We start from the raw sequence: 25151 nt of genomic DNA, 5'->3' as shown, positions 1-25151 counted from the left end.
AAAACGTCATAATGAATTTCATTATGTGTTCACTCGTGAGACTTGATATTTTTTACGTCCGGAGACGTTGATATCAATCCTGCGAGTGCCCACACAGATTGTCTGATAAATTGTTAAAGAGCAGTGCCGCGATTTCTCAAGCGGCGCGGGATGCGTATATTACGCTTTCCGCTTTGTCAGTCAAGCATTTATTTTGCTTTTCTGACCGGAAGTTACCTTCAACTTCCTTTCTGACCCGGCGACTTGTAAGTCGTTGTTCCGTGTCAGTGGAGGCGCATTATAGGGAGTTCTTCCGGGCTGACAAGTGCTAATTTCAAATTAATTTCTGAGTGCTGTTTTTTTCGACTAAACCGGGCTGAATCGCTACTTTTTCCAACAATGGGAAGCCATATCGCTGTAGAACTGGCGATAATTTCAACGCTTCTTCATCCATCCGCGTACAAAGCGCCAGATTTTGTGCAGAAGAAAATGTCTCAGGGGATTCATGTTCTAACAACCAGACAGTGCGACGAGCAATTGCGGCTCCTGAATCCACCAGACGCGTTCCCTCCGGTAGGACCTGTTGTAACTCGTCACGTAAAAGCGGGAAGTGAGTACAGCCAAGTACAACGGTATCCGGTGGCTCGTTCATTCTGAGCCAGGGTTGAACAGCATGACGCACTGCTTCTTTATCTATCTCTTCCCCATGCAACTTCGCCTCCGCCAGTTCAACCAGCTCTGCCGAGCCCAGCATCTCGATTTTGCACTCACGCGCAAACTGGGCCACCAGCTCATGGGTATAAGGGCGTTTGACCGTGCCACGCGTCGCCAGCAGACCCACGACGCCGTTACGCGTCAGGCGCGCAGCAGGTTTAATCGCAGGTACAACACCCACAACCGGGAAATCAAAACGGGCACGTAAGGCAGGCAGTGTCACGGTGCTGGCACTATTGCAGGCGATAATGACTAAGGAGAGAGGAAAGCGTTGCACGATAGCCGTCACAATCGCCACAACGCGATCAACGATATACTCTTCGCTTTTTTCGCCGTAAGGAAAGCCCTCGTTATCGAAAGCATAAAGATAGTGCAGGTTCGGCAACAGCTGCCGAACCTCTTCATATACAGAAAGCCCACCAACGCCGGAGTCAAACACCAGCACAGTGGGGCGCAGATTAGAAGCTGTAGCTGGCGCTGAGGTAGTACTCACGTCCAGGGGTTCGATAGCCATAAACCGTCTCGTAATCCTTATCCAACAGGTTGGCAATTTTACCACGAACTGTCAGATGAGACGTGACCGGATATGCAGCTGAGAAATCTACCAGGCTATAACTCGGCATCCGTCGCTGAGTATCCGCAAACTGGTTAGTGTTGTTGTTAAAGCTTTTCCCGAAATACTGCCAGGCCAGATCGAAGTCAAAATCAGCAAAACTCCAGTCTAACTGGTACTTGAATTGCTGCCGCGAGCGGTGGGCCAGAACCTCATTATCTTGATCGCGACGAGGATCAAGGTATTGCAGCGTGATGCGGTGAGTGAAAATCCCGGTATCCATGCTGCCGGTCCATTCAATACCTTTAATCGTGGCCGACTGGATGTTGTAGTAAGTACCAACGAAATTATCATCGTAGAGATAATCGATGAGGTTTTTGATTTTGTTCTGGTAAACCGATAAACGCCAGTCAACCGGCCCGGTCAGCCCTTCAAGCCCCGCTTCAATCTGATGGGAAGTTTCAGCATTAAGATTAGGGTTAGAGGCGATGCCCAGTCGACTTTGCCCGTACATCTGCCCTAATGTCGGCGCTTCAAATCCAGTGCCATAAGAGAGTGTGAAGCGATAGCCCGGTACGAACGCCCAGCCAGCCGCTGCTTGCCAGGTGCCATTCCAACCGAACTGATTGTTATCATCTCCTCGTACAGAACCTTCCAGCGTTAAAGTATCAATGCGCTGTTGGGCTGTCAGATAATAGCCGGTGTTGGTCCGTTGGTAGCGATCGCCGTTGTATGCATCGCTGGAATCTAACTGTTGTTTCTGCCAGTCCACCCCCGCACTCACCGTGCCGAGGCCAACAGCAAAGCTGTTACCCCACTGTAAATTACGCTGGCTCATGTCATCCAGTGTCGTACTCGCACTGTAGCGTCCCAGGGTACTGGCATAGTTGTAATCTTTGAAACGCTGATAGCTATACGTCAGTTGTGATGAGTAGATATCCTGGTTAAAGCGAAACCCACCTTCATAGGTGTGATTATAGACCTGCCGTTTATCCCCTCCATCCTGATAGCCTACGTCATACGAGGTGTTATTGCCGTAACCATAGCCACGGAAGAATGCGGAAAGGTTTTGCGAGAACTGGTGGTTAACCCCAGCCCAAAACGTTTTGCTACGGAAACCATCGCGATCGCTATCAACGCTATACGTTGACTGTGGCTGAATGTTATAGCCATTGGTGGCCTGGAAAGCGCCAGCTACCGTGATTAAGGTGTCCTCACCCACTTTCTGGCGTACCGTTCCACCATATTCCTGGTAGTGGTTAGATCCCAAACCTACATTGAGCTGACCACCTGGCTGATTGTTCTCGGTAATGATGTTAACCACCCCGCCAATCGCATCCGCACCATAGACTGCAGAACGGGGTCCGCGTATTAACTCGATACGCTGAACCAGCGAGACAGGGATTTGGCTGAAATCAGAAATGCCGGTAATGCCTGATTTTGCCAGTGGAATACCATCAATCAGCACCAAAGTATGTCTGGCTTCAGCACCGCGAATATAGATGCTACTGGATTGTCCCATGCCACCATTTTGCGCGATATCCACACCGGGCAAACGGCGCATCACATCTGTCAGGCTTTTAGCCTGCCAGCGATCAATCTCTTCACGAGTGACAACAGTCGTCGGCGCCAACACCGAAGAAACCGGTTGTTGGAAACGGTTAGCCGTCACGATTTGCGTATCATCATCCTGAGCAAAGCCATATGCAGCCCAGAGCGAAAGCGCCGTGGCACTGAAAGCGCACAGCGTAGCGTTACTTTTATTCATTGTTGTAGCATCCAAAAACCCATCAGGATGCCGCAGAGGCACACGACTTATAGCACGCGATAGTCGTATGAAATGCGACGTAACACCGGCAGGTCTTCGGGCTAAGAATCATAAATGGTGAAGACTTCCCATCCCAAAGGACAGTGTCTGCCAAGGCAATCACCACGACATTCCTTACCGCTGCGCGTCAGCTCCAGATTTTCACTGGATTCCCTGTTAGCTCAATACTGAGACCGGCTGTCGCAGTCTAAGGTGAAGCCACCCTGGAATCCAGATTTCGACCCAGGTTGTTTTGTTTAAAGACTGGACAACAGAAAGTGAATGCCTACAATCGCCCGGCAAGCAGGCTTATTACCAGGATTAAAGATGACACCCGAACAGCTCCCGATTGAACAATACGACGCACAACTGGCGGAAAAAGTCAGCCGTTTACAGGCGATGATGGTGCCCTTTGCTGCGCCCGACGTGGAGGTGTTCCGTTCACCGGTAAGCCACTATCGGATGCGTGCCGAATTCCGTATCTGGCATGATGGTGACGATCTCTATCACATCATCTTTGATCAAGAGACGAAGCAACGTATTCGCGTCGACCAGTTTCCAGCGGCCAGCGAACTGATCAACCAACTCATGGCAGAGTTAATGGCAGCGCTGCGCGATAACCGCACCCTGCGCTTTAAGCTGTTCCAGATTGACTATCTCTCCACCATGAGCAATCAGATCGTCATTTCGCTGCTGTACCACCGCAAACTGGATGAAGAGTGGCAGCAGGCGGCAACCCTGTTACGCGATGCGCTGCGTGCTAAAGGCTACCAGCTGCATCTGATTGGACGCGCAACCAAGACTAAAATCTGTCTTGACCAAGACTTTGTCGACGAATCATTACCGGTAGCAGGCCGTGACATGATCTACCGCCAGGTCGAGAACAGTTTCACCCAGCCGAACGCCGCGATGAACATTCAGATGCTGGAGTGGGCGCTAAATGTCACACAAAATTCTCAGGGCGACCTGCTGGAGTTGTATTGCGGGAATGGGAATTTCTCTCTGGCTCTGGCGCGGAATTTCCGTCGGGTGCTGGCAACAGAAATCGCCAAACCTTCGGTAGCATCCGCGCAATACAATATCGCCGCGAATAACATCGATAACGTGCAGATTATCCGCATGGCAGCGGAAGAGTTTACTCAGGCAATGAATGGCACACGCAGCTTTAATCGCCTGGAAGGGATTGATTTGACGAGCTACGAGTGTGAGACGATTTTTGTCGATCCACCACGCAGTGGGCTGGATAGCGAAACTGTCGCGATGGTTCAGGCGTATCCGCGGATTCTGTATATCTCCTGCAATCCACAGACCCTGTGCGATAACCTTGCTACGCTGGCAGAAACCCATGATGTTTCACGCCTGGCACTGTTTGACCAGTTCCCTTATACACACCATATGGAATGTGGCGTACTGCTGACGCGCAAAGCCTGATCAAAAAAGGCGGCCCTGGCCGCCTTCTGCATTACTGACTGCTTTTCCCTTTTTTGAAACGGGTCGCAATCCAAAATACCAACGCTACCATCAGGACTACCGGGATAAAGTTAGAGCCAATATCCGGGTATTCTGCGCGCACTAGCGCACTGTAAACTAAAATCCCTAGCAGGAAGAAAGCCGCAGCCAGTGAAGGCATACCCTCTGGCATGCTGCGGTTAAGATAGCGCTGGTGCAAAGACCAGGCCGCCAGTCCTAACGCAATCAGCGGAAAAATGGAAAAAGGGACAAAAGCGCTAAACATCACGGAAAACGATCCGTTTATCGCTAAACCAGTGATAAAAGCCAGCAGTAAGGTGCTTTTATCGCGGGGACTCTGTAATGACATCACGTTATCCTTATCTGTTACTCTTCGGTTTTTTCTAAAGTGACCGCCAGTCGCTCCTGCTCACGGCGATACCAGTAATACGCACCTTTAGCAATCATGCGCAATTGCAGCACCAGACGGTCTTCCAGTTTGCGGCGCTGCTCAAAATCAACGTCCAGTGCTTCGGCACCGGCACTGAAAACAATGGTAACCATCGCCTCCGCCTGCGCTTCGGTGAAGCTGCGCGGCATGCGATTTTCGACCTCAAGATAGTCAGCCAGTTCGGCGATAAAGTGCTGAATTTCACGAGCAACAGCCGCACGAAATGCGGCGGAAGTGCCCGATCGCTCACGGAGCAACAGTCGGAATGCATTGGGGTTGTTCCCGATGAACTCCATGAAAGTCGCCACCGAAGTTTTGATAATGCTGCCGCCTTTGGCGATACGCTGCCGTGCCTGGCGCATCAGTTGACGCAACATCAGGCCACTTTCATCTACCATGGTCAACCCCAGTTCATCTACATCTCTGAAATGGCGGTAAAACGAAGTAGGTGCAATCCCCGCTTCACGGGAAACTTCACGTAAGCTCAGGCTGGCAAAACTGCGTTCCGCGCTGAGTTGGCTGAAGGCTGCCTCGATCAATGAACGGCGTGTACGTTCTTTTTGTTGCGCTCTGACGCCCATTATCTCTGCCTTCTGAGGGGTTAGGGCGACACTATAACAAAATATTCAGCGTACAGTTTTGCAAACTTTGTCACTGGCTGTGAAAGCCCACGCTTTGTCAAAAAGCGCTTAAACTGACTGATAGAATTCAGATGTGCGCACGGAGATGTTAGAATCTCGTTGTGAAAATGTAGATAAGAATAGGACGTATTAGTATGCAAAAGTCTTACGATTACGACGCCATAGTGATTGGCTCAGGCCCCGGCGGCGAAGGTGCAGCAATGGGGCTGGTCAAGCAGGGACAGCGTGTTGCAGTGATCGAGCGCTACCATAATATCGGCGGTGGTTGTACACACTGGGGCACTATCCCGTCCAAAGCATTGCGTCACGCCGTCAGCCGTATTATTGAGTTCAACCAGAACCCACTCTACAGCGACCACACCAGGCTGCTACGCTCTTCCTTCGCAGATATTCTGAACCACACCGAAAGCGTCATCAGTCAGCAAACCGCAATGCGTCAGAGCTTTTATGAACGCAACCGTTGCGCCATCTTTCAGGGTGATGCGCATTTCGTTGATGCGAATACACTCGAAGTCGTCTATCCCGATGGCACCCGTGAAAGCCTGACCGCCGAGAAATTTGTTATCGCCTGTGGCTCCCGCCCTTACCGCCCGGCGAATGTCGATTTTGATCACCCACGCGTCTACGATTCCGACTCAATTCTTAACCTTCACCATGAGCCAGGCCACGTGATTATTTACGGTGCCGGGGTCATTGGTTGCGAATATGCGTCTATCTTCCGTGGCCTGAATGTCAAAGTGGACCTGATTAACACCCGTGACCGCCTGTTGGCGTTCCTCGATCAGGAGATGTCAGACTCCCTCTCCTACCACTTCTGGAACAGCGGTGTGGTGATTCGCCATAACGAAGAGTTCGAGAAAATTGAAGGTGTGGATGATGGCGTCATTGTCCATCTGAAATCGGGCAAAAAAGTGAAAGCCGATTGCCTGCTGTATGCCAATGGTCGCACCGGTAATACGGATTCACTGACGCTGGAAAATGTTGGTCTGGAAGCGGACGGACGCGGATTGCTGAAAGTAAACAGCATGTACCAGACGGCTCAGCCGCACATCTACGCGGTTGGCGACGTCATCGGCTACCCTAGCCTAGCTTCAGCGGCCTACGATCAGGGTCGCATCGCGGCGACTGCGATGGTGAAAGGCGAAGCAACGGCCCATTTGATTGAAGATATCCCGACCGGTATTTACACCATTCCGGAGATCAGCTCAGTAGGTAAAACCGAACAGCAGCTCACCGCGATGAAAGTGCCGTATGAAGTGGGACGTGCTCAGTTTAAACACCTGGCACGCGCACAGATTGTCGGCATGAACGTCGGTAGCCTGAAAATTCTGTTCCATCGGGAAACCAAAGAGATCCTCGGGATTCACTGCTTTGGTGAACGTGCGGCGGAGATTATTCACATCGGCCAGGCCATCATGGAGCAGAAAAACGGTGGTAATACCATTGAGTATTTCGTCAACACCACCTTTAACTACCCAACGATGGCCGAAGCCTATCGCGTTGCCGCGCTAAACGGATTAAACCGCCTGTTTTAACGTGTTTTGCAGGTGAGACTGCATGTGCGTACGGATTGCCTCTGCCAACTGTTCATAACGGCTGCGCAGAGGAGATCCCGGACGGTACACCAGTGCGATGGTACGTTGTGGCACTGGCTTGTAGCACGGCAGATAACACACGCCATCACGGATACGCTGCGGCGGTACCGCTAACGTTGGTAACAGCGTAATACCGCTGCCCGCCGCGACCATGTTACGCAACGTTTCCAGGCTGGTGGCGCGGAAATGGGTGTCTTCATCGGCACCCGCTTCAAAGCAGAAGCCCATCGCCTGATCGCGCAAGCAGTGCCCATCTTCCAGCATCAACAGCTTTTCCCCTGCCAGATCGGCCATCGGCACCCGATCGCGATCCCGCCACGGGTGATCTTCATAGATCGCCAGTGTCATGGGTTCGTCAAACAGCGGTACTTCAATAAAGGCCTCGCTCTCTTTCACCAGCGCCAGAATTGCGCAGTCCAGCTTGCCGTTATCGAGTTGCGCCAGTAACTGCTGCGTCTGCGCTTCATGCAGATACATTTCCAGTTTTGGGAACGTCTGATGCAACATCGGAATGATATGCGGCAGCAGATAAGGTCCAGTGGTTGGGATAAGGCCAATATGCAGCGGACCTGACATTGTCTCGCCCTGCTGGCTTGCCATCTCCTTAAGCACTTTCACCTCGCGCAAAACGGTGCGCGCCTGGTCTACCAACAATAAGCCAGCCTGCGTGAACAGCACCTTACGGCTGGTACGTTCAAGCAGCATGACTCCCAGCTCATCCTCAAGCTTACGGATCTGTCCGCTCAGCGTTGGCTGGCTGACATGGCACGCATCTGCGGCACGACGAAAATGGCGGTGTTCCGCCAGAGAAACCAGATATTCAAGATCGCGGATGTTCATTGTAATCCTCCAGACCACGATAGTTCGTGGCGATAGATAGCATAGCAATGAACGATTAGCCCTATCAAGAAGATGGAGAAATAATACGCACAGATTAGATCATGGCAGACGCGAGGAAATGCGGATGTCTTGGTGATGTGCCTATAAAAACAAGATGTTATTTCGAAGCTAGAGGTTGGCGGACTGAAGCAGTCCGCCATTTTTTTTACTTATGCCAGACGCTGTTTCGCGAAGGCAATTGCTGCGGCGACCTGCGCAGGGGCAACGCCACCCTGAGCGTTACGCTTATCGAGGCAGGATTGCAGTGCCAGAATCGGATAAACATCCGCTTCAATGATGGCGCTGAACTGCTTAAGTTGCTCCAGCGTCAACGCTTCCAGCGCTACACCTTGTTTGATCGCCTCAACCACCGCTTCACCCACGATATGGTGAGCTTCACGGAAAGGTACGCCCTTCGCCACCAGATAATCCGCCAGCTCCGTAGAGTTCGCGTAACCCTGTTCTGCCGCTTCCTGGCAACGCGGACGCTTCAACTGAATGCCATCCAACACCAGTGCCGACATATGCAGGCAGTCAAGCCAGGTATCCAGCGCGTCGAACAGGCCTTCTTTATCTTCCTGCATGTCTTTGTTGTAAGCCAGCGGCAGGCCCTTCAACGTCATCATCATGCCGGTCAATGCGCCCTGTACACGGCCACACTTACCACGGATCAGTTCCAGTGCATCCGGGTTTTTCTTCTGTGGCATCAGTGAAGAACCTGAAGTCACTTTATCTGACAGCTCGACAAAACCGGCTTCGCCTGTGTTGAAGAAAATCAGATCTTCAGCGAAACGCGACAGGTGCACCATGCCGATTGAAGCATCAGACAGCAGTTCCAGTACGTGGTCACGATCCGAAACGGTATCGAGGCTGTTACGCGTTGCAGAAGCAAAGCCTAACCAGCCAGCCAACTGCTCGCGATCAATCTCATACGCCGTACCTGCCAGCGCACCACAACCCAACGGACTAACGTCGAGGCGCTTCAGTGCATCCTGCAGACGGCTTTCATCGCGCGCCAGCATCTCAACGTAGGCCAGGCACCAGTGTGCAAAGGTAACCGGCTGTGCACGCTGTAAGTGGGTATAACCCGGCATGACGACGTCCTGATTGGCTTCTGCTGTCACAACCAGTGCTTGTTGCAGCTCACGGGTTGCTGCCAACAGTACGGCGACCTGCTCCTTACACCACAATTTCAGATCGGTAGCGACCTGATCATTACGGCTACGGCCCGTATGCAGTTTTTTACCCAGCGCACCGACTTTCTCAATCAGCTTGCCTTCTACCCAGCTGTGAATATCTTCTGCATCGCTTTGCAGGATCTGCTCTGGATTGGCACGTACTTCCGCCAGCAGCGCATTCAATGCAGCTTCCAACTGCTGCTGCTCATCACTGCTGAGCACGTTGACCGTTACCAACGCTTTTGACCAGGCAACGGAACCGATGATGTCCTGCTCCGCCAGGCGATAGTCAAAGCGCAGCGAGTCGTTGAACTGTTTGAACCGTTGGTCTGCTGCCTGAGAAAAACGTCCGCCCCAAAGTGCCATCTGAATGCTCCTGAATATCTGTTAAACAAAGGGCGGCTAACGCCGCCCTTGCAAAATGTGTCGCTTGCTGCGGTATTACTTTTTCTGCTCGTTCAACGCACGGATACGTGAAGAGAGCGAGAACAGGCGGATGAAACCGCCCGCGTGACGGTGATCGTACACTTCGTCTTCGCCGAAGGTCGCGAACTCTTCCGAGTACAGGCTGTTAGCAGAGGTTTTCTGCGTAGCGATCGCCTGACCTTTGTACAGTTGCAGTACCACTTCACCGTTCACTTCTTCTGCCAGTGATTCAGCTGCAGCCTGGATAGATTTACGCAGTGGTGCGAACCAACGGCCATCGTATACCACGTAAGCCATTTCATGGCCCAGCTGCTCACGCCATTTGAAGCTGTCACGATCCAGAACCAGCTGCTCAACCGCACGCAGTGCATTTACCATGATGGTGCCGCCAGGGGTTTCGTAGCAGCCACGAGATTTGATCCCAACCAGACGGTTTTCTACGATATCGATACGGCCAACACCGTGCTTAGCACCCAGCACGTTCAGTTTTTCCAGGCACTGGAATGGGCTCAGCTTCTCGCCGTTAACTGCAACCACACGACCTTTCTCAACGGTCACGGTGACATTTTCAGGCTGATCTGGTGCATCCAGGGGATCAACGGTCCACACCCAGCAATCTTTGGTCGGTGCGTTTGCTGGGCTTTCCAGTACGCCGCCTTCGGTAGAGATATGCCACGCGTTTTCATCACGGCTGTAGATTTTTTCCAGTGAAGCGGTGGTTGGGATGTTACGGACTTTCAGGTAGTCCAGCAGCGCTTCACGTGAACGCAGATCCCACTCACGCCATGGCGCAACCACTTTCAGCTGTGGTGCCAGTGCGGTGTAGGTGGTTTCGAAACGCACCTGATCGTTACCTTTACCGGTTGCACCGTGGCACAGCGCATCTGCGCCGACTTTCAACGCCAGCTCAACCTGCGCTTTAGCGATGATTGGACGTGCCATTGAAGTACCCAGCAAATAAGTGCCTTCGTACAGCGCACCTGTTTGCAGAACAGGGTAGATGTAATCACTGATGAATTCTTCGCGCAGATCAACAACGTGGCACTCAGAAGCCCCTGACTGCAGCGCTTTTTTCTCAACGCCTTCCAGATCAGCAGGGTCCTGGCCAATGTTGGCGACGAAAGCGACCACTTCACAGCCGCCGTAGTTCTCTTTCAGCCATGGAATGATGGCGGAAGTATCCAGGCCACCGGAGTAAGCCAGAACGATTTTTTTGATGTTTTGCGTTGCCATTTGGTCGTAATCCTTGAATCAGAGTCGTTTAAGCGAAAATCCGGGTGCCAATCGAGACACCATTGAACAGCTCAGGGAGTTGTTCAGCATGACGCCAGCTAGCGATATCTACCGGGCGTCCCAGAGTACGTGCTGCATCAAGCGCCGCACGTACTTTCACAATCATACCGTCAGTGATCACACCGTCAGCGATCAACTGTTCGGCTTTTTCTGCCGTCATTTCAGCCATGCGCTGACGGTTGCCATCCAGAATACCACTGACATCCGACAGCAGCACCAGGTCTGCACCCAGCGTTGAAGCCAGCGCGGTCGCGGCCTGATCGGCATTCACATTCATCAGTTCGCCTTCGGCGGTAATGCCGATAGAGCTGACAATCGGCATATAGCCGGCGTCCAGTAGCGTATGCAGCAACGCTGGGTTACCCGGCGTTGCCTGCCCTACGTGGCCAAGTTCAGGGTCGAATTGCGTGACATTCACCAACCCGGCATCACCCAGGCACAGGCCAACAGCGCGCAGGGCGTATTTGTTCGCCCAGGCAAGCAGCGTTTTGTTAGCCGTTCCTGCCAGTGCGCCAGTAATAATGTCGATTTGGTCGGCTGGCGTGACCCGCAGACCGTTTTTCTTCTGTACCGGCAGCGCCAGCTTTTTCATTAGCTCGTCAACCAGACAGCCGCCGCCGTGCACAATAATCAACGGGCGTTGATGGGCTGAACGATAGGCGACCAGGGCTTCAAACAGACGCGCCAGCGCCTCTTCGCTATCCAGCAGCACGCCGCCGAGTTTAATAATTAATGGATTGCTCATGACCTTTCCGCCGCTCAAATCAGTGACTGGGTTTCAGGGAAACCGAAACGGATATTCAGGCACTGCACGGCTTGCGATGCTGCACCTTTCAGCAGGTTGTCTTCTGCTGCGACCACAATCAGATGTTCGCCCTGCACGGCAAAGCCAATGTCGCAGTACGGCAGGCCAACCACGGCTTTCAGCGCGGGCACACCTTCTTCATAAACACGCACCAGCGGTTTATCGTTATAGGCGTTATGGAACGCCTGCGCCACATCTTCACGCGTTACGCCAGGATTCAGACGGCAGGTCGTGGTCGCCAGAATACCGCGCGGGAAGTTGCCCAGATGCGGTGTGAAAATCACTGGCGTGCCCAAATGCACGGCAATTTCAGGCTGGTGACGGTGATTAAACAGGCCATAAGCTTGCAGGCTCACTTCACACAGGCTGGTGTTGAGGTTGGCTTTACGTCCAGCACCGCTCACGCCGCTGGTGGCGTTAATCACTGGCCACTGCGCTTCGTTGATCAGACCGGCGTCAAGCAGCGGCTTGAGTGACAGTTGAGCTGCGGTAGGATAGCAACCCGGTACAGCCACTAATTGTGCCTGCGCGATGGCTTCACGGTTCCACTCAGCCAGACCATAAACAGCCTTATCTAGCCAGTCAGCGTGCTGGTGTGGGAAGCCGTAATATTGGGTGTAAAAAGCGCCATCATTGACACGGAATGCGCCTGACAGGTCGAACACCACGCAACCGGCTTTCAGGAACTCAGGAGCCAAATCGTGACTCACTTCGTGCGCGGTAGCGAGGAACACTACATCCACTTTATCTGCCCATTCAGCGGCATTGCTCAGCGGCTGCAGTGGCAGATCGATCACGCCCTTAAGCTGCGGATGAAGATCGGAAAGACGTTTTCCTGCATCCGGGCTTTGCGCGGAAACCGCCAGAGCGGTTATGTTCATATGTGGATGGCGATTGAGGAAAGTGGCAAGCTCTACGCCAGCATAGCCACTGGCACCAACGATCAGCGTATTCAACATCAGGCTGTATACCTTTTTACAGTCACACATTCCGGGTCGCGGCCTTGCCCCGTTGCCCACCATGTCGTTTGCAGCAAATTTGGGTTCACATGCATACGACGTTAATGTATTTTTATTCACTATTAATGCATGAATATTGATACATCCTAACTCAAGGACCGTCAACAGTGAAGACAAAATTACCGCCTTTTATCGAACTGTACCGCCAGTTGATCGCTACCCCGTCGATCAGTGCGACTGAAAGCGCGTTGGATCAGAGTAATGAAACTTTAATCAGTTTGCTGGCAGGCTGGTTCCGCGATCTGGGCTTCCAGGTTGAAGTACAGCCCGTGCCAGGAACGCGTCGTAAATTTAACATGCTGGCACGCAGTGGCGATGGCGCAGGCGGACTGCTGCTAGCCGGTCATACTGACACAGTTCCTTTCGATGACGGGCGCTGGACGCGCGATCCGTTCACCCTGACCGAACATGACAATAAACTCTATGGTCTGGGCACCGCAGATATGAAGGGCTTTTTTGCCTTTATTCTCGACGCGCTGCGTGATGTCGATGTGACAACACTGAAAAAACCGCTCTACATTCTGGCGACTGCCGATGAAGAAACCACCATGGCCGGTGCGCAGTATTTCGCGGAAAGTACGCATATCCGTCCCGACTGCGCCATCATTGGTGAGCCAACGTCACTCAAGCCGGTGCGAGCACACAAAGGTCACCTCTCGAATGCGATTCGCATTGAAGGACATTCCGGTCACTCCAGCGATCCGGCGCGTGGCGTTAATGCCATTGAGCTGATGCATGAAGCTATCGGCCACCTGATGGGGCTGCGCAACACGCTGAAAGAGCGCTATCACCACGCCGATTTCGCCATTCCCTATCCCACCATGAACTTTGGCCGCATCAGCGGCGGTGATGCAGTCAACCGTATCTGTGCATGCTGCGAACTGCATATGGACATCCGTCCGCTGCCAGGGCTGACGCTGGACGATCTGGATGGATTGCTGAATGAAGCGCTGGCACCGGTGAGCGAGCGCTGGCCTGGGCGTCTGACGGTGGGAGCCATGCATCCCCCTATCCCTGGCTATGAGTGTCCGAAGAATCATGAACTGGTGAAGGTGGTGGAAAAACTGCTGGGTGTTGAGACGGAAGTAGTGAACTACTGCACTGAAGCGCCATTTATTCAGCAGTTATGCCCAACGCTGGTACTGGGGCCGGGATCGATCAACCAGGCGCACCAGCCAGATGAATTTATCGATACCGCATTTATCAAGCCCACACGCGAACTCATTTCTCAAGTGGTACACCATTTCTGCCACTGTTAAGCAATAAATCGGGCATTTTGCTGATAATTCAGCAAAATGCCCCAGCAATTCCCTTTGACGGGTGATAAGAATAACTTATCTCGCTTCCCTCCAGTTAAATTCCATGAATTTCCGTTATTTAGCGACACGTTTATGTCAGTTTAAGTCAATTGACGAATCCATGATTACGTGGCTAGATAAAAGACGATGTTATGTCCACGTGATCTTATTCACAGATTTTCGGGCATATGTGGTGGTGTTTATTTAGACGATAAGGTTAACAGGGTCCAATGAACGAACAATATTCCGCAATGCGTAGTAACGTCAGTATGCTCGGCAAATTGCTCGGGGATACCATCAAGGATGCTTTAGGAGAGAACATCCTCGAGCGGGTAGAAACTATCCGTAAACTCTCGAAGTCATCCCGTGCCGGAAATGACGCTCATCGCCAGGAACTGTTGACCACACTGCAAAATCTGTCTAATGAGGAGCTACTGCCTGTTGCTCGCGCATTCAGCCAGTTCCTCAATCTGACCAACGTTGCTGAGCAGTATCAAACCATTTCCCGCAGCGGCGATGGCGCAAACCACCCTGAACTGCTGAAAAAGACCTTCGAAAACCTGAAACAGCAGGGCAACATCAGCGAGTCAGCGATCCGCGAAGCGATTGAATCGCTGTCGCTGGAACTGGTACTGACTGCGCACCCAACCGAAATCACCCGCCGTACGCTGATTCACAAACTGGTCGAAGTAAATAGCTGCCTGAAGCAGCTCGATCACAGCGACGTGTCCGAATACGAATACAACCAGATTATGCGCCGCCTGCGCCAGCTGGTGGCTCAGGCATGGCACACGGATGAGATCCGTAAATATCGCCCGACCCCGATCGACGAAGCTAAATGGGGCTTTGCCGTGGTTGAAAACAGCCTGTGGGAAGGCGTGCCAGCTTTCCTGCGCGAACTGAACGAACAGGTTGAAGAAACCTTTGGCATCAAGCTGCCAGTGGACTTCGTGCCGGTGAAATTCACTTCATGGATGGGCGGTGACCGTGATGGCAACCCAAACGTTGTGGCCAGCGTAACGCGTCATGCACTGCAACTGGGGCGCTGGAAAGCCGCCGACCTGTTCCTGCGCGATATCGCCGTCCTGATTTCCGAACTCTCGATGTCCGAATGTACTCCGGAAGTGCTGGAGTTAAGTGGCGATCCAGAAGCGATTGAGCCTTATCGTGTGATTCTGAAGCGTCTGCGCAGCCAGTTAATGAGCACCCAGGCCTACCTGGAGCGCCGCCTGAAAGGTGAGCGCCTGCCGCGTCCAGCAGACCTGCTGATCACCAACGAACAGCTCTGGCAGCCGCTGTATACCATTTATCAGTCACTGCAAAAGTGCGATATGGGGATCATCGCCAATGGCCAACTGCTGGATACGTTGCGCCGCGTGAAGTGTTTTGGTGTTCCGCTGGTCCGTATCGATATTCGCCAGGAGAGCACACGTCATACCCAGGCGATTGCCGAAATTACCCGCTATCTGGGCCTGGGCGATTATGAAAGCTGGTCTGAAGCAGACAAACAAGCCTTCCTGATCCGTGAACTGAACTCCAAGCGCCCGCTACTGCCACGGAGTTGGGAACCGACCGACGACACGCGTGAAGTGCTGGAAACCTGTCGCGTTGCGGCGGAAGTGCCGGAAGGCTCAATTGCTGCCTATGTTATTTCTATGGCAAAAACGCCGTCCGATGTACTGGGCGTGCACCTGCTGTTGAAAGAAGCGGGCATCACTTTCGCAATGCCAGTTGCCCCGCTGTTTGAAACCCTGGACGACCTGAACAATGCCAATGACGTTATGGGCCAGTTGCTCAATATCGACTGGTATCGCGGCTTTATTCAGGGCAAGCAGATGGTCATGATTGGCTACTCTGACTCAGCAAAAGATGCAGGTGTCATGGCGGCAAGCTGGGCACAGTATCAGGCACAGGATGCACTGATTAAAACCTGTGAAAAAGCCGGTATCGCTCTGACGCTGTTCCACGGACGCGGCGGCACCATTGGCCGTGGCGGCGCACCAGCGCATGCTGCCCTGCTGTCACAGCCACCGGGGAGCCTGAAAGGCGGCCTGCGTGTCACCGAACAAGGTGAGATGATCCGCTTTAAGTTCGGCTTACCGCAAGTGGCAGTGGCCAGTCTTTCGCTCTATACCGGTGCGATTCTGGAAGCGAACCTGCTGCCACCGCCAGAGCCTAAAGCGGAATGGCGTAACATCATGGACCAGCTCTCTGCGCACTCTTGTGCCATGTACCGTGGCTATGTGCGTGAGAATCCGGACTTCGTGCCTTACTTCCGTTCAGCCACACCAGAACAGGAACTGGGTAAGCTGCCACTCGGCTCACGCCCGGCGAAACGCCGTCCTACCGGCGGTGTTGAATCACTGCGCGCTATTCCGTGGATCTTCGCGTGGACGCAAAACCGTCTGATGCTGCCCGCCTGGCTGGGTGCCGGTGCGGCCATTCAACAGGCAATGAATGATGGCCACCGCGATCAGCTGGAAGCGATGTGCCGTGACTGGCCATTCTTCTCTACCCGTTTGGGGATGCTGGAGATGGTGTTCCTGAAAGCGGATTTGTGGCTGGCGGAGTATTACGATCAGCGCCTGGTAGATAAGTCACTGTGGCCGCTGGGGCAACAGCTACGCGACCAGTTAGAAGCGGATATTAAAGCAGTACTGACCATTGCTAACGATGCGCATTTAATGGCCGATCAGCCCTGGATTGCAGAATCCATCGCGCTACGTAATGTCTATACCGACCCACTCAACCTGCTCCAGGCCGAACTCCTGCATCGCGCCCGTGCGCAGGAAGCGCGTGGTGAAGAACCCGATGCCAGCGTTGAACAAGCGCTGATGGTCAGCATTGCTGGTGTTGCTGCAGGTATGCGTAACACGGGTTAATGATGGCTGCCCCGGTGAAAGCCGGGGAGAGATAATAAGTCAGAAAGGGTGCCAGGAGGGCACCCTTTTTTGATTCAAAGAGATTAGAGCAGCTGCGCCAGCCGGTTGATATCGGACTGAATAGCGCCAGCAGTGACATCACGCCCGGCACCAGGCCCGCGAATCACCAGTGGGTTATCACGATACCAGCGGCTTTCAATGGCAAACACGTTATCACAGGGTAACAGCGCTGCCAGCGGATGGTCGGCTCGCACGGCTTCAACACCGACACGGGCTTTCCCGTTAGCATCAAAACGCGCGACATAACGTAACACCAGACCCATCTCCTGCGCCGCTTCCAGGCGTTGCAGCATCTGCTCGTCAAGGGTTGCGCCATTTTCAAAGAAGTGGTCGATGGACTCATCAGCACAGCCCGCTGGCACCAGTGATTCCACACGGACCTGATCGGGTTCGATATCGTAGCCCGCTTCACGCGCCAAAATCACCAACTTACGCTTCACGTCCTGCCCGCTGAGGTCAACACGTGGATCGGGTTCAGTCAGCCCTTGCTGCCATGCCTGGTCCACCAGCTCGGTAAACGGCACCGTGCCATCAAACATCAGGAACAGCCATGAAAGTGTGCCGGAGAAAATGCCGCTAATCGCCAGAATGCTATCACCGCTTTCGCGCAGATCCCGTACGGTGTGGTTGATAGGCAAACCAGCACCAACCGTGGCGTTATACAGCCAATGGCGGTTTGTTTTCGCAAATGCATCGCGAATCTGACGCCACTGTGCGCTGCCAGAAGCGCCGGCAACCTTATTGGCACTGATCACGTGAAAACCGTGGCTGGCAAAATCATGATACTGCTGCGCCAGTGATTCACTGGCGGTCACATCCAACACCACCAGGTCATCAAACGGATGTTCACACATCCACAGGAACAGAGACTCTTCGTCGCGTTCTTGTGCTTCATCATCAAAGAAAGCCAATGCGCGGCTGGCATCCAGCCCCTGATAATTCAGCAAGCTGCGGCGGCTGTCTGCCACGCCAGCCAGCACATATTCAAAACCGGTACGCGCTGAAAGCGTCTCCTGTTCGCGAGCGAACAGCTCCAGCCAGCGCGAACCGATATTGCCTTTGCCAAACAGCATCAGGCCAATACGTTTTTCTGCCCGGAACAGAGACTGATGCAGCCCCTGAATCACATGCTGAGTCGGCCCGACCCGCAATACCGCCACCAGGCTGATATGATCTTCCGACTGCCAGATAAACTCGACGGGCTGATCCTGCAACTGCTGCCAGAAACGGTGGCTGTGCAGCGGGTTACGGGTTACACCCGCGCCGACAAGAGCCACCAGCGCCAAACCGTCACGCAGCTGCAAATGACCCGGCAGAGCAGCATCTTGCAACAGCTCAAACACGCTGTTCACGACTTCCGAGGTGTAGCAAAGCTGGATCAAACGGCGATCGAGATGTACTCCTACCGCTAACGGGCGCAGCTGCGCGCGTTTCAGTAACAGATCGATCTCTTTTTGCAGATGGGAGAAATCATGCTGCGCGGGGATCTCGATTTCGATCAGACAAACGTCATCATGGCTGGTAACGATACGTGCACCCGTGCCAGAAGCCAGCACGCGTTCAATACGCGTAGAACCCTGCTCTGGTTGATAGCTACAACGCAATTGCAGATCGATATCGCTGTTCGAGACCGGCTGTAAGGTACGAGTATGTAATACCGGTGCTGCCAGACGCGCCAGCTCACTGGCTTCATCCAGACGCAGCAGCGGGAGCAAGCAGGCATCGGAGACTTTACGTGGGTCGGCGCTGTACACACCGGCCACATCACTCCAGATGGTGACGCGCTTCACGCCAGCCAGCGCACCAATTTGGGTGGCTGAATAGTCTGAACCATTGCGTCCCAGCAGTACGGTTTCACCGCTGTCGTTACCGCTGATAAACCCAGTGACCACCACACGCTGATGTGGATGCTGAGCCAACAGAGCCTGTAACAGCGGCCATGACTTCCCTTCATCGACCTGAGGTTGTGCAGCACGCTCAGCACGCAGGAAATCACGTGCATCCAGCCAGCAGGCATCGATATCTCGCTGACACAGTACCGCAGCCATCAGTCGGGCTGACCAAATTTCACCGTGCCCAACGACTTCGGCATACACCGCCTCAGTGATTTTTCCATCCAGCAGTGCAGCAAGGCGCTCCAGATCACGGATAAACTCCGTGATCATCGGTTCTGCGATTTCAGCAGGCAGTAATGAGCCAATCAGCTCACTCTGGAAACGGCGTAAAGTCTGTTGCACCTGGTGAGCCGCCAGCCGATCGCTCTGGCTGAGCTTCAGCCAGCTAATCAGCTGATTGGTGGTGCTACCCGCAGCGGATACCACCATCAGATCGCCCGGTTGGCTATAACCCGCCATAATTTCCGCCACACGTTGATAGCAACGTGGGTCCGCCAGGCTACTCCCCCCAAATTTATGCAACTGCTTTATCGTCGGCGTTCCCGCGCCTGCTGAACTCGTCATGCTTACTCCTCGGAAGCGATCCGGAATGCGTTATCCAGATCGGCAATTAAATCTTCGTGATCTTCAATACCGGTTGAAATACGCAGCAACGTCTCGGAGATTCCGGCAGCCGCGCGTGCTTCAGCAGACATGCCCGCGTGGGTCATGGTTGCGGTATGAGAGATCAAACTTTCAACGCCTCCCAAAGACTCCGCCAGCGTAAACAGCTGCAAGGCTTTGAGGAAACGGCGTAGGCGGGCTTCATCACCATCAAACTCGAAGCTTAACATGGCGCCAAAACCGCGTTGTTGACGGGCCGCATACTCGTGACCCGCATTTTCAGGCAACGAAGGATGATACAGCTTTTTCACCAAAGGTTGTTGCTTTAGGTAATCAACTATCGCCAGTGCATTACGCTGTGCTGCCGCCATACGCGGTGCCAGAGTGCGCATACCGCGCAGCAGCAGGTAGCTATCAAACGCGCCGCCTGTTACACCAATATTATTGGCCCACCACGCCATCTCCGTCGCGACCGCAGGATCTTTCGAAACCACAGCACCGGCCACAACATCGGAGTGTCCATTGAGATATTTTGTGCAGGAGTGGATAACCAAATCCGCACCCAGCGCCAGCGGGTTTTGTAATGCCGGGCTCAGGAAGGTGTTATCAACCACACTGACAGCACCCGCTTCACGCGCGGCCTGACAGATGGCCGCGATATCCACTACGCGCAGCAGAGGGTTACTTGGGCTTTCGACCAGAACCAGTTTTGGTTTTTCCGCCATGGCAGCGGCTAATGCCGCTTTATCGCCCTGATCGACAAATTTCACGCGGTAAGCGCCGCGCTTGCTCAGGCTGTCAAACAGACGATAGCTACCGCCGTAGCAGTCATGCGGGGCGACCAGCAGATCGCCAGGCTTCAGAAACACGGTGGTGACCAGATGGATCGCAGACATACCGGTATTGGTCAATACTGCACCCGCACCGCCTTCCAGTTCTGCCAGGGCGCGCTGCACGACATCACGCGTTGGATTACCACGACGCGAGTAGTCATGTGCACGAGGCTGGTTGAAATCAAGGAAGTTATAGGTACTGGAGAGGTGAATCGGGGGGACAACGCAGCCATATTGCTCGTCATCATTCAAACCGCTGCGTACTGCGATGGTTGCCTGTTTACGCGTCATGGTGCTTACTGTTCCTGAAGCTGAGAATAAAAGAGGCCACAGGATAACACCCCCAATTTAGACGTCAATACATCTGGACATCTAAATGTCTTTGCGTATAGATTGAGCAGAAGCGCAATACCCGCTAAAATTATGCGTCATCGCCTGTCTGCAGGGTTTATGCCACAGGGATGTACCGATAAAATGCGCATTTTCATCGGTAAGGCATCTGGAAATCGGGCATAATCCCCCCTTTTCCCCACATTTAACTTTTATTGATTAAGGTAAACCATGGCTGAATGGAACGGCGAATATATCAGCCCCTATGCTGAGCACGGTAAGAAAAGCGAGCAGGTCAAGAAAATCACGGTTTCTATTCCGCTGAAAGTTTTGAAGATTTTGACTGATGAGCGTACTCGTCGTCAGGTCAACAACCTGCGCCACGCTACCAATAGTGAACTGCTGTGCGAAGCGTTTCTGCACGCCTTTACCGGACAACCGCTGCCAGATGATGTTGATTTGCGCAAAGAACGCGGCGATGAGATCCCGGAAGAAGCCAAAGTGATTATGCGTGAAATGGGCATCGATCCCGATACCTGGGAATACTGATTTTTAGCCATAAAAAAACCCAGCCTAAGCCGGGTTTTTTTGTAGCCGAATCCGAAGACTCGGCTAGCGAAAACTTATTTTGAACCAGGGATGCTGAAACGCTTGTTGAAGCGATCAACACGGCCACCGGTATCAACAACACGCTGCTTACCAGTGTAGAACGGGTGGCAGTTACCACATACGTCCAGGTTCAGAGTACCGGTCATGGTTGAACGGGTGTTGATCACGTTGCCGCAAGAGCAAGAGATAGATACAGCTTCGTACTTAGGATGGATATCTTTTTTCATGGGAAACCTCAGAAAAGGCCGTGTCGCTCTCCGTGCCAGGTTAATCCTGCACAGCACCACACGCGATTGAACAATAAGTTATGTTTTCTTTGACGAGGAACACCTCACCAAAGGCGGCATATTATACAGCCCAGCCCGCCTGGGTGCAAATAGCACAGAAGATATCCCCTCACGGCGAAAGCCGTTACACTGTTTTTCCTTTTATTCCGCCGGATTGAGATTGCCATGCCCGTTGTTCAGGTCGCCTTACCCGTTCCGTTGCCTCGCCTGTTTGACTACCTGCCTGCAACGGAGAAGTTGCCAGTTGCAGGTGCGCGGGTCAGCGTGCCGTTTGGCAACCGTAAACTGGTTGGCGTGGTCGTCAATATCCGTGATACCAGCGATCTTCCGCTACATCAGCTAAAACCGATTGCAGAAGTCCTGGATAACGAATCCCTGTTCTCCCCTTCCCTGTGGCGTGTTCTGACCTGGGCGGCCAGCTACTATCAATCGCCGCTGGGAGAAGTCCTCAACCATGCGCTACCGGTGTTATTGCGCCAGGGAAAACCGGCGGAAGATGCCCCATTATGGCAATGGGTCATCACTGAATTAGGCCAGGCAACGCTGCCGGAGAGCCTGAAGCGAGCCCCAAAGCAGCAACAGGCGCTGGCAGCCCTGCGGCAAAAGCCGCTCTATCGTCATCAGGTCAGCGACCAGGACCTCACTGAAACCGCACTGCAAGCGCTGCGCAGTAAAGGGCTGTGCGAACTGCACCAGCAACGCGCCCAGCCTCACGACTGGCGGACAGATTTTGCCATTCTCGGTGAACGCCTGCGCCTGAATACCGATCAGGCCACGGCAGTCGGGGCGATTCGCGCCGAAGATGACCGTTATGTTCCCTGGCTGCTGGCAGGGATTACCGGTTCAGGTAAAACCGAGGTCTATCTCAGCGTGCTGGAAAATGTATTGGCGCGCGGGCAGCAGGCGCTGGTCCTGGTACCGGAAATCGGCCTGACACCCCAGACAATTGCCCGTTTCCGCGAGCGCTTCAAAGCCCCTGTCGATGTACTGCACTCCGCCTTAAATGACAGTGAGCGTCTGGCGGTATGGCTGCGCGCACGTCAGGGGGAAGCCGCTATCGTGATCGGCACCCGCTCGGCGCTGTTTACCCCGCTGGCGCGTCCGGGAGTGATCATCATTGATGAAGAGCATGACAGCTCCTACAAACAGCAGGAAGGATGGCGCTATCATGCACGCGACCTGGCCGTACTGCGCGCACGTGAAGAGGGCATCCCGATTGTTATGGGGTCAGCGACACCTGCACTGGAGACGTTGCACAATGTCACCAGCGGCAAATACCGTCAGCTGAATTTAACCCGACGCGCAGGTAACGCCCGCCCGGCATTACAGCAGTTGCTTGATCTTAAAGGTGCGCGCATTCAGGGCGGCTTAGCACCGGCATTAATCAAGAAAATGCGCGAGCACCTGCAAGCAGATAACCAGGTGCTGCTGTTTCTGAACCGTCGCGGCTTTTCTCCTGCGCTGCTGTGCCATGACTGTGGCTGGATTGCCGAATGCCAGCGTTGTGAACACTACTACACCTTACATCAGCAGCAGCGCCAGCTCCGTTGCCACCACTGCGATAGCCAACGACCACTGCCAAACCAATGCCCTCAGTGCGGATCAACTCACCTGCTGCCGGTGGGAGTGGGAACCGAGCAGCTAGAGCAGCATCTTTCGACGCTCTTCCCGCAGGTGCCGATATCCCGTATTGACCGGGATACCACCAGCCGCAAAGGAGCGCTGGAAAAACATCTGGCGGAAGTTCACCGCGGTGGCGCACGCATTCTGGTGGGCACACAAATGCTGGCTAAAGGACATCACTTCCCCGATGTCACTCTGGTGTCGTTGTTGGATGTGGATGGCGCGCTGTTCTCCGCTGACTTCCGCGCGGCTGAACGCTTTGCTCAACTTTATACTCAGGTTGCAGGCCGTGCGGGTCGTGCGGGCAAACAAGGCGAAGTGCTGTTGCAAACCCATCATCCGGAACATCCCCTGCTCCAGACATTGCTGCACCAGGGCTATTTTGCGTTTGCTGAACAGACGTTACGCGAACGGCAGATGCTCCATCTGCCACCGTGGACCAGCCATGCGATTTTCCGCGCTGAAGATCTGGATAATCAGCAGGCGGCAGAGTTCCTTACTCAGCTGCGTAATTTGCTGGAAGCCAGCCCATTAAAAGATGCTGCGCTGTGGCTGATGGGCCCAATCCCGGCCTTACAGGCAAAACGCAGCGGCAGGTGGCGCTGGCAACTGCTGATTCAGCACGCTTCACGGAAACGGCTACAGCAGTTGCTGAGCAGTTCACTGCCGCTGATTAACACCCTCCCCGCCGCTCGTAAGGTGAAGTGGACGCTGGATATTGACCCGACCGAAAGCTAAGGGTGGTTTGCGAGCAGGATCGAAAAAAGTCGTATAACTCACACTTTTTCTGCAAATTAAGTAACAGCCAATGCCAGCAATGGTTTAAAACAGAGCTTCAGCCCACAAATATTCAGGGCTTAGACCGACGTCAGGAGCGATGAGTTGCAGCAGAATCAGCAGTCCCCTTCTATCACAATGAAGGATGTAGCCGAAAAAGCGGGCGTATCCACCGCTACCGTCTCACGGGCGTTAATGAACCCGGATAAAGTCTCTGCCGCCACCCGGCAAAAAGTTGAATCAGCCGCTCAGGCCATCGGTTATGCACCCCATGTCTTGACGCGCAATACTCGCCGGGGTGAAACACAGACCATCCTGATTATCGTGCCTGATATCTGCGATCCGTTTTTCAGTGAAATCATTCGCGGTGTGGAAGAGACAGCGGCAAAGCAGGGCTACATTGTCCTGATTGGCGACTGCGCCCACCAGAATCAGCAGGAAAAATCATTCCTTAACCTGATGCTGACCCGGCAGATTGACGGCATGGTGCTGTTAGGTTCGCAACTGCCGTTTGAAGCCAGCACGGAAGAGTTGCGCAATCTCCCGCCAATGGTGATGGGCAATGAGTTCGCGCCTGAAATGTCACTGCCAACGGTACATATCGACAACCTCACGGCGGCCTTTGAGGCGGTCAACCATCTGTTGCAGCTTGGACATCGTGACATTGCCTGCATCGCAGGGCCAGAAGAGACGCCGTTAAGCCAGTATCGCCTGGAAGGCTATATACAGGCTTTACGCCGTAATGGCCTGACGGTCGATCCCCGCTATATTGTAAGGGGCGATTTTACCTTTGAAGCGGGATCGCAGGCGATGAAGCAGCTGATGAGCCTGCCAAACCCACCACGCGCGCTGTTCTGTCATAGCGATATTATGGCGCTGGGTGCGATGAATCAGGCTCGTAACCTCGGGTTGCGCATTCCTCAGGATCTCTCGGTCGTCGGGTTTGATGATATCGAGCTATCGCGCTACTGGGATCCCCCGCTGACCACGGTGGCGCAGCCGCGTTATCAGATTGGACGTGAGGCGATGTTGCTATTGTTAGAGGAGCTGCAAGGAAAACGGGTGAACAGCGGTTCAAGGCTGCTGGATGCCGAATTGAAAGTGCGAGGGAGCACCGCACCTGTGGCAAAAACGAAAAAGTAAGGCCACCGCCATGCTATTTTCA

The 25151-nt window shown here is 53.6% G+C and carries 19 protein-coding genes and 1 riboswitch; of the genes, 7 read left to right on the top strand and 12 right to left on the bottom strand.

The features are described 5' to 3' along the window. Positions 1-313: 313 nt before the first annotated feature. A complete protein-coding gene (gene murI / locus F3J40_RS21600; RefSeq protein ID WP_167017956.1) occupies positions 314-1207 on the bottom strand; it encodes a glutamate racemase in 894 nt (297 codons plus the stop codon). Next, complete coding sequence (gene btuB, locus F3J40_RS21595; protein ID WP_167017954.1) at positions 1152-3014, bottom strand: TonB-dependent vitamin B12 receptor BtuB; 1863 nt, start codon at positions 3012-3014, stop codon at positions 1152-1154. The genes murI and btuB overlap by 56 nt, the downstream gene beginning before the upstream one ends. 70 nt (positions 3015-3084) lie before the next feature. Beyond that, positions 3085-3268, bottom strand: a riboswitch (cobalamin riboswitch). A gap of 112 nt (positions 3269-3380) precedes the next feature. Here btuB and trmA point away from each other — a divergent pair. Beyond that, the gene (gene trmA, locus F3J40_RS21590; protein WP_167017952.1) at positions 3381-4484 is read left to right on the top strand and encodes a tRNA (uridine(54)-C5)-methyltransferase TrmA; all 1104 of its coding nucleotides are present in this window, start codon (positions 3381-3383) and stop codon (positions 4482-4484) included. A gap of 31 nt (positions 4485-4515) precedes the next feature. Here trmA and F3J40_RS21585 read toward each other — a convergent pair whose 3' ends face one another. Both F3J40_RS21585 and fabR read right to left on the bottom strand, forming a co-directional pair. Then, a complete protein-coding gene (locus tag F3J40_RS21585; protein WP_017348788.1) occupies positions 4516-4872 on the bottom strand; it encodes a YijD family membrane protein in 357 nt (118 codons plus the stop codon). Between the two features lie 17 nt (positions 4873-4889). After that, a complete protein-coding gene (gene fabR, locus F3J40_RS21580; protein ID WP_167017950.1) occupies positions 4890-5534 on the bottom strand; it encodes an HTH-type transcriptional repressor FabR in 645 nt (214 codons plus the stop codon). A 194-nt stretch (positions 5535-5728) separates the two neighbouring features. On the opposite strand from fabR, the gene sthA reads away from it, so the two are divergent. Continuing rightward, a complete protein-coding gene (gene sthA / locus F3J40_RS21575) occupies positions 5729-7129 on the top strand; it encodes a Si-specific NAD(P)(+) transhydrogenase (protein ID WP_167017948.1) in 1401 nt (466 codons plus the stop codon). Here sthA and oxyR read toward each other — a convergent pair. From oxyR to argC, 5 genes are all read right to left on the bottom strand, one after another. Further along, positions 7112-8029: a DNA-binding transcriptional regulator OxyR gene (gene oxyR / locus F3J40_RS21570; RefSeq protein WP_167017947.1), complete on the bottom strand. Its 918-nt coding sequence runs from the start codon at positions 8027-8029 to the stop codon at positions 7112-7114. The genes sthA and oxyR overlap by 18 nt on opposite strands. 209 nt (positions 8030-8238) lie before the next feature. Next, on the bottom strand, positions 8239-9612 hold the full coding sequence (argH, locus tag F3J40_RS21565) for an argininosuccinate lyase (protein ID WP_017348792.1): 1374 nt from the start codon (positions 9610-9612) through the stop codon (positions 8239-8241). A 75-nt stretch (positions 9613-9687) separates the two neighbouring features. Further along, positions 9688-10905 carry an argininosuccinate synthase gene (locus F3J40_RS21560; protein ID WP_017348793.1) on the bottom strand — a complete coding sequence of 406 codons (1218 nt, stop codon included), beginning with the start codon at positions 10903-10905 and terminating at the stop codon, positions 9688-9690. A gap of 28 nt (positions 10906-10933) precedes the next feature. After that, complete coding sequence (gene argB / locus F3J40_RS21555; protein WP_017348794.1) at positions 10934-11710, bottom strand: acetylglutamate kinase; 777 nt, start codon at positions 11708-11710, stop codon at positions 10934-10936. A 14-nt stretch (positions 11711-11724) separates the two neighbouring features. Then, positions 11725-12729, bottom strand: coding sequence for an N-acetyl-gamma-glutamyl-phosphate reductase (gene argC, locus F3J40_RS21550; RefSeq protein WP_167017945.1), 1005 nt, complete (start codon positions 12727-12729; stop codon positions 11725-11727). 167 nt (positions 12730-12896) lie between these two features. On the opposite strand from argC, the gene argE reads away from it, so the two are divergent. Together argE and ppc are read left to right on the top strand one after the other, a co-directional pair. Continuing rightward, the gene (gene argE / locus F3J40_RS21545; protein ID WP_017348796.1) at positions 12897-14048 is read left to right on the top strand and encodes an acetylornithine deacetylase; all 1152 of its coding nucleotides are present in this window, start codon (positions 12897-12899) and stop codon (positions 14046-14048) included. A 269-nt stretch (positions 14049-14317) separates the two neighbouring features. Further along, positions 14318-16969, top strand: a complete 2652-nt coding sequence (ppc, locus tag F3J40_RS21540; RefSeq protein WP_017348797.1) for a phosphoenolpyruvate carboxylase — start codon at positions 14318-14320, stop codon at positions 16967-16969. 83 nt (positions 16970-17052) lie between these two features. On the opposite strand, the gene F3J40_RS21535 is transcribed toward ppc, so the two are convergent. Further along, positions 17053-19488, bottom strand: a complete 2436-nt coding sequence (locus F3J40_RS21535; RefSeq protein WP_167017943.1) for a bifunctional aspartate kinase/homoserine dehydrogenase II — start codon at positions 19486-19488, stop codon at positions 17053-17055. 2 nt (positions 19489-19490) lie between these two features. Further along, the gene (metB, locus tag F3J40_RS21530; protein ID WP_017348799.1) at positions 19491-20651 is read right to left on the bottom strand and encodes a cystathionine gamma-synthase; all 1161 of its coding nucleotides are present in this window, start codon (positions 20649-20651) and stop codon (positions 19491-19493) included. A 270-nt stretch (positions 20652-20921) separates the two neighbouring features. On the opposite strand from metB, the gene metJ reads away from it, so the two are divergent. Further along, on the top strand, positions 20922-21239 hold the full coding sequence (metJ, locus tag F3J40_RS21525) for a met regulon transcriptional regulator MetJ (RefSeq protein ID WP_017348800.1): 318 nt from the start codon (positions 20922-20924) through the stop codon (positions 21237-21239). A 74-nt stretch (positions 21240-21313) separates the two neighbouring features. Here metJ and rpmE read toward each other — a convergent pair whose 3' ends face one another. Next, positions 21314-21526 carry a 50S ribosomal protein L31 gene (gene rpmE, locus F3J40_RS21520; RefSeq protein WP_017348801.1) on the bottom strand — a complete coding sequence of 71 codons (213 nt, stop codon included), beginning with the start codon at positions 21524-21526 and terminating at the stop codon, positions 21314-21316. 225 nt (positions 21527-21751) lie between these two features. On the opposite strand from rpmE, the gene priA reads away from it, so the two are divergent. Beyond that, positions 21752-23947, top strand: a complete 2196-nt coding sequence (priA, locus tag F3J40_RS21515; protein WP_167017941.1) for a primosomal protein N' — start codon at positions 21752-21754, stop codon at positions 23945-23947. A 144-nt stretch (positions 23948-24091) separates the two neighbouring features. Next, positions 24092-25129, top strand: coding sequence for a DNA-binding transcriptional regulator CytR (gene cytR / locus F3J40_RS21510; RefSeq protein WP_167017939.1), 1038 nt, complete (start codon positions 24092-24094; stop codon positions 25127-25129). Positions 25130-25151 lie beyond the last annotated feature (22 nt).

It is taken from the genome of Candidatus Pantoea multigeneris (assembly GCF_011752615.1).
GTDB lineage: Bacteria > Pseudomonadota > Gammaproteobacteria > Enterobacterales > Enterobacteriaceae > Pantoea > Pantoea multigeneris.
The sequence above is the reverse complement of the archived record's forward strand: the minus strand, read 5'-3'. Positions and strand labels throughout refer to the sequence as shown.

Excerpts from the sequence above, each read along its gene's own strand:
- F3J40_RS21560 (WP_017348793.1), bottom strand. The coding sequence starts at position 10,905 with ATGGCAACGCAAAACATCAAAAAAATCGTTCTGGCTTACTCCGGTGGC.
- argH (WP_017348792.1), bottom strand. The coding sequence starts at position 9,612 with ATGGCACTTTGGGGCGGACGTTTTTCTCAGGCAGCAGACCAACGGTTC.
- priA (WP_167017941.1), top strand. The coding sequence starts at position 21,752 with ATGCCCGTTGTTCAGGTCGCCTTACCCGTTCCGTTGCCTCGCCTGTTT.
- F3J40_RS21585 (WP_017348788.1), bottom strand. The coding sequence starts at position 4,872 with ATGTCATTACAGAGTCCCCGCGATAAAAGCACCTTACTGCTGGCTTTT.
- ppc (WP_017348797.1), top strand. The coding sequence starts at position 14,318 with ATGAACGAACAATATTCCGCAATGCGTAGTAACGTCAGTATGCTCGGC.
- sthA (WP_167017948.1), top strand. The coding sequence starts at position 5,729 with ATGCAAAAGTCTTACGATTACGACGCCATAGTGATTGGCTCAGGCCCC.
- rpmE (WP_017348801.1), bottom strand. The coding sequence starts at position 21,526 with ATGAAAAAAGATATCCATCCTAAGTACGAAGCTGTATCTATCTCTTGC.
- F3J40_RS21535 (WP_167017943.1), bottom strand. The coding sequence starts at position 19,488 with ATGACGAGTTCAGCAGGCGCGGGAACGCCGACGATAAAGCAGTTGCAT.
- fabR (WP_167017950.1), bottom strand. The coding sequence starts at position 5,534 with ATGGGCGTCAGAGCGCAACAAAAAGAACGTACACGCCGTTCATTGATC.
- murI (WP_167017956.1), bottom strand. The coding sequence starts at position 1,207 with ATGGCTATCGAACCCCTGGACGTGAGTACTACCTCAGCGCCAGCTACA.
- metB (WP_017348799.1), bottom strand. The coding sequence starts at position 20,651 with ATGACGCGTAAACAGGCAACCATCGCAGTACGCAGCGGTTTGAATGAT.
- argC (WP_167017945.1), bottom strand. The coding sequence starts at position 12,729 with ATGTTGAATACGCTGATCGTTGGTGCCAGTGGCTATGCTGGCGTAGAG.
- oxyR (WP_167017947.1), bottom strand. The coding sequence starts at position 8,029 with ATGAACATCCGCGATCTTGAATATCTGGTTTCTCTGGCGGAACACCGC.
- argB (WP_017348794.1), bottom strand. The coding sequence starts at position 11,710 with ATGAGCAATCCATTAATTATTAAACTCGGCGGCGTGCTGCTGGATAGC.
- btuB (WP_167017954.1), bottom strand. The coding sequence starts at position 3,014 with ATGAATAAAAGTAACGCTACGCTGTGCGCTTTCAGTGCCACGGCGCTT.
- trmA (WP_167017952.1), top strand. The coding sequence starts at position 3,381 with ATGACACCCGAACAGCTCCCGATTGAACAATACGACGCACAACTGGCG.
- metJ (WP_017348800.1), top strand. The coding sequence starts at position 20,922 with ATGGCTGAATGGAACGGCGAATATATCAGCCCCTATGCTGAGCACGGT.